The following is a 3518-nucleotide window of genomic DNA, read 5'->3' as shown; positions in this document are numbered from 1 at the left end:
GCCTGCGCGTCGCGGGCCGCCGAGCCCAGCGCGGTCGCGCCATCGGCCGCCCGGCGCCCCTTGGCGGCGGCGTCGGCAACGGGCGGCACGAAACCGGCAACGGCGGGAGAAACCAGGCGAGAAGCGAGATGGGACGCGACCGGATCGGTATCCGCGCGACGCTCGGCGGGCACGGCCTCGCGCACCAGCGCGTGACGGGCATAGGGATTCCGTCTTGCCTGGCGTCCGGCAAACCAGACGCCGGCGCCGATCGCGATGATCGCGACGCCGATCGACGCGGCAATGAGCAACAGGGTTTCTTGCATCGTCCAGGGTGAAATCACGGATGGCGGCGCAGCCCGCCGGAATTTCGGCCGGCGCTGGGGAGGCGCCGGCGAGCGCGCCTACTATACCGCTATCAGCGCTTTTATGTAGGTATTCACCCTGATGGGCCCGATAATTTTTTCGTCATAGGAATCAAATCCGGCTGGCGAAACAGCACGAAATTCCTGATTCGGCAGTTGATCATTTCGCGTCGCAACATCGGCCTTCGGATTGCATCGCGTGCCATCGACGGCATCGATGCAGCAGGTTTGCTGCTTTGCAAACCAGCCGTTCCAGGGGCCGTCGAGGGCGGGCGCGAAGCGTGTCCACGATGCGACAGCAATGATGGCCATCGTGCACGTTTTCGCTCGCAATCGAGGCTGCACGTTCCGCTCGTCGCCGCCCCCCGATCCCGGCGAACCAGTCCCGCATGCAACCAACTTGCTTCGGGTAACTGACGACCGCGAGCCTCACCGATGCCCATCGCCCCGCTCCGGGCCGTTGCGGCCCGCCCCGAGCGCAAGGTTGATTCCGGTTAGACTCTGTGGATGGAAAAATGCCGCTACTGCGAACGAATCCGCGACGAATGGGAATGCCACGGCCCGGCGTGCCGGGGTGCGATCGCCCGCGCGCTGAAACGACAGCGGGCCGGCCTGCCGCTGGTCGCCAAGGTGATCCGCAATGAAATCCCGGCCGGCGCCAGCACCGGCGAGGTGATCTCGGTGCTCTCCCGCCAGCGCCTGCGCGCCCGGCGCGGCAACGAGGAGCGCCGCGAGCGCAAGGAAATCGACGAGGATCTCGGCTGAACCGCTTCGCCGCATGAACTCCTGCGCTCCGACCCCGCTTACAAGTCGTCACAACCCCGGCCGAACGAATTCGGGCCAGCCATGCCTCACCGTCATCGTTGTTGACACGAGGCCCCCTGATGCCAGAACAATTCGACGCCCCGTCGTCATGGCACCCCGCTCCTCATCGCGGGCGTGCGATCGCCTGCCTGGCCTGCGCGGCATTCGCCATGCTCGGCACCCTGCCCGCGCCGGTGCTGGCCGCCGACGTTCCGGCGCAAGCGCCCGCTTCCGCAGCGCAGGCTCCGGCCGGCAAGGCTGCGGCACCCGCTGCAGAGCCTGCCGCGGCCAAACCGTCGTCACACGCTGACGCGGCTTCGGCTTCCACGGCGTCCGCCGCTTCGGCAACCTCCGGCGCCAGCGCTTCGGCCGCCTCGTCGGCCTCTGCCGCCGAAGCGCCCGAGGTCCCCGCCGAACTCCCCCCGCCCGTGTTCCATCCCGCGCCGAAGAACGCCGACGAAGCCCTGGCGATCACCCGGCGCGCGCTGGCGATGCGCGATACCTACGCGCGCGAAGTCACGCGGCGCCTGACGGTGCCGGCCGCGGCCCAGCGCGAATACGCGACGCGGCTGCAGCTGGCGCTGGCCGCCAAGGGCCACGGCGAGCTGGCCGGCGAATACGTGGTGCTGGTCGACCGCGCGCGCAACGTCCAGGCGCTGTTCGTCTACTTCCGCACCACGCCCGGCAACGAGTGGCAGTTGATCGGCGCCTCGCCCGTCGGCACCGGGCTGCCGGGCCAGTACGACCACTTCGTCACGCCCACCGGCGTGTTCGAGCACTCGCCCGTCAACATGGATTTCCGCGCCGAGGGAACCGAGAACGAGAACAGGATCCGCGGCTATGGCGCGGCCGGCCGGCGCATCTTCGATTTCGGCTGGGTGGACGGCCAGCGCGGCTGGGGCAAGGGCGGCACCTCGCCGATGCGCTTCCAGATGCATTCCACCGATCCCGACAAGCTCGAGCCGCTGCTCGGCATCCGCCACTCGAAGGGCTGCGTGCGGATTCCCGGCTCGCTCAATGCCTTCCTCGACCATCGCGGCATCCTCGATGCCGACTACGAGACGCGCGCGAGCGAGGGCGAGGCGCCGTGGATCCTGCGCGACCAGCCGCGCGAGCCGACGCCGGACGCGGGCCGCTACCTGGTGGTGATCGACACGGCGAAGGCGGCGCGCCCGGCCTGGTCGCCGCTGCCGGGGCGCGCCGCCTGGTCGAAGCTGCCGAAGGGCGGGGATACTGCCGACTGAAGGCCAACTAAAGGCCGACCAAAGGCCGACTGAAGGCCGCTTGCCCCCTCTCACGACCGGCTGAAGCGCCACTCGCCGACGAGGGCGGGTCCAGCGCTGCCGAGGCTGCTTCGGCAGCCGCCGGAGCGCTGGCAATCCGGCGCCGCGCCCGTGCTCAGGCGAGAACGACGCGCTCCCAGTCGCGCACATAAGCGGGCGTGCCATCGGGCGCCGCCTCGACGATCGGCGCCCCGCGCGCCACACCCAGCGGCAGCACGCCGGCCCAGACCGGCAAGCCGAGATCCTCCTCGTCGTCCTTCGGGCCGCCTTGGCGAACCTTGGTCGCTACCTCGTCGAAGCCGATCCGCAGCACCGTGGTCGCCGCCAGCTCCTTGGCATTGCCGGGGCGCGCCTCGCGGCTGCGCCCCGGCGCGAGCTGTTCCAGGAATACGTCGAGCACGGCACCCTTGCGCGCTTCGGGCACGACTTCGAAGCAGCCGTAGATCATCGCCGAGCGATAGTTCATCGAATGATTGAAGGCCGAGCGCGCCAGCACCAGGCCGTCGAGATGCGTGATGCTCACGCAGACCTGCGCGCCGGACGCGGCCAGCTTCAGCATCCGGCTGCCGTTCGAACCATGGATGTAGAGATGATCGCCGTCGCGCCAGCAGGCGGTGGGAATGCAATGCACGCCCTGCTCGTCGGCGAACGCGACATGGCAGACATGGGCCGCGTCGACGATCGCCTCCAGCGTGGCGCGATCGTAATGGGCGCGCTGCGCGACACGGCGCACGCGGGTGCGCTCCGAGCTGGGGAGATCCCTGGCGGGGGCTTCGTTCATGGCCTGGCTCCGGAATGACGGGATGGAAAGCACCGGACGATACGCAAACCATGGCACCATGCCTAGATCCAGCCGATCATCAATTCTTGGAGCCACGATGGATTTCCGCGTCCTGTTCGCCGCCTTCCTCGAGCCCGCCGGCAGCGCCGACGAAGCGCGCCAGCCACGCCAGCATCGCCTCTACGCCTGCCTGCGCGAGGCGATCCTGCAAGGTCGGCTCGATGCCGACACGGCCCTGCCCTCCTCGCGCACGCTGGCCGAGCTGCTCGGCATCGCCCGCAACACCGTGCTGCACGCCTACGAGCA

6 protein-coding genes are annotated in these 3518 nt (G+C 69.3%); 3 read left to right on the top strand and 3 right to left on the bottom strand.

The window, feature by feature from the left end; all coding sequences use genetic code 11:
* Positions 1 to 305, bottom strand: a 305-nt coding sequence (locus tag F3J18_RS36075) for a hypothetical protein (RefSeq protein WP_166916929.1), incomplete at its 3' end; no start/stop codon positions are given.
* Positions 306 to 386: 81 nt separating this feature from the next.
* On the bottom strand, positions 387 to 656 hold the full coding sequence (locus F3J18_RS36070; protein ID WP_166916927.1) for a hypothetical protein: 270 nt from the start codon (positions 654 to 656) through the stop codon (positions 387 to 389).
* A 195-nt stretch (positions 657 to 851) separates the two neighbouring features.
* Between F3J18_RS36070 and F3J18_RS36065 the strand changes: the two genes are divergently transcribed.
* Both F3J18_RS36065 and F3J18_RS36060 read left to right on the top strand, forming a co-directional pair.
* Positions 852 to 1109 (top strand): hypothetical protein, encoded by a 258-nt coding sequence (locus F3J18_RS36065; protein ID WP_025101996.1) that lies wholly within the window; start codon positions 852 to 854, stop codon positions 1107 to 1109.
* Positions 1110 to 1228: 119 nt separating this feature from the next.
* Positions 1229 to 2392 (top strand): hypothetical protein, encoded by a 1164-nt coding sequence (locus F3J18_RS36060; RefSeq protein WP_166916925.1) that lies wholly within the window; start codon positions 1229 to 1231, stop codon positions 2390 to 2392.
* 154 nt (positions 2393 to 2546) lie between these two features.
* Here F3J18_RS36060 and F3J18_RS36055 read toward each other — a convergent pair whose 3' ends face one another.
* Positions 2547 to 3212, bottom strand: coding sequence for a pyridoxamine 5'-phosphate oxidase family protein (locus F3J18_RS36055; protein ID WP_166916923.1), 666 nt, complete (start codon positions 3210 to 3212; stop codon positions 2547 to 2549).
* Between the two features lie 97 nt (positions 3213 to 3309).
* On the opposite strand from F3J18_RS36055, the gene F3J18_RS36050 reads away from it, so the two are divergent.
* Positions 3310 to 3518: GntR family transcriptional regulator (locus tag F3J18_RS36050; RefSeq protein WP_166916921.1), on the top strand; the 209-nt coding region annotated here is incomplete at its 3' end.

Origin of the sequence: Burkholderia sp. Ax-1720 (assembly GCF_011753035.1) — a bacterium.
In the GTDB taxonomy this organism is placed as follows: Bacteria; Pseudomonadota; Gammaproteobacteria; order Burkholderiales; family Burkholderiaceae; genus Burkholderia; species Burkholderia gladioli.
The sequence above is the reverse complement of the archived record's forward strand: the minus strand, read 5'-3'. Positions and strand labels throughout refer to the sequence as shown.